Source organism: Rhodopseudomonas sp. BR0C11, from assembly GCF_010820945.1.
Classification (GTDB): domain Bacteria; phylum Pseudomonadota; class Alphaproteobacteria; order Rhizobiales; family Xanthobacteraceae; genus Rhodopseudomonas; species Rhodopseudomonas palustris_H.
In genome coordinates this window covers 1-514 of the sequence record NZ_QTKI01000836.1, presented here as the reverse complement: position 1 = coordinate 514, position 514 = coordinate 1, and the positions used below count along the sequence as shown (strand labels likewise).

The 514-nt window shown below is 69.5% G+C and carries 1 protein-coding gene; it reads left to right on the top strand.

Annotation, left to right across the window (positions count from 1 at the left end; genetic code table 11):
• The coding region (locus DYI24_RS27690) for a tetratricopeptide repeat protein (RefSeq protein ID WP_164574577.1) at window positions 1-514 on the top strand (514 nt) is incomplete at both ends.

The window sequence follows — 514 nt, the reverse complement described above, 5'->3', positions numbered from 1 at the left end:
CCCGGATGGGCGGCCGGGGCGGCCCGCCGAACCGTGAGGAAGCCGCCAAATGGCTGGCGCAGGCCGCCAAGCTCGGCGAGCCGAAGGCGGCCTATAATCTGGCGCTGCTCTACCTCGACGGCCAGACCTTCCCGCAGGACGTCAAGCGCGCCGCCGAGCTGCTGCGGATGGCGGCCGACGCCGGCAACCCGGAAGCCCAATACGCGCTGGCGACCTTCTACAAAGAAGGTACCGGGGTAACAAAGAACATCGAGCAGTCGGTGCGGCTGCTGCAGGCCGCCGCGCTCGCCGGCAACGTCCCGGCCCAGGTTGAATACGCCATCGCGCTGTACAACGGCACCGGCACGCCGAAAAACGAGCCGGCCGCCGTGGCGCTGCTGCGCAAGGCGGCGCGCGCCAATAACCCGATCGCCCAGAATCGCCTCGCCCACGTGCTGGTGTCCGGCCAGGGCGCGCCGCGCGACATCAACGAAGCGATGAAATGGCACCTGATCGCCAAGACCGCCGGCAAGGG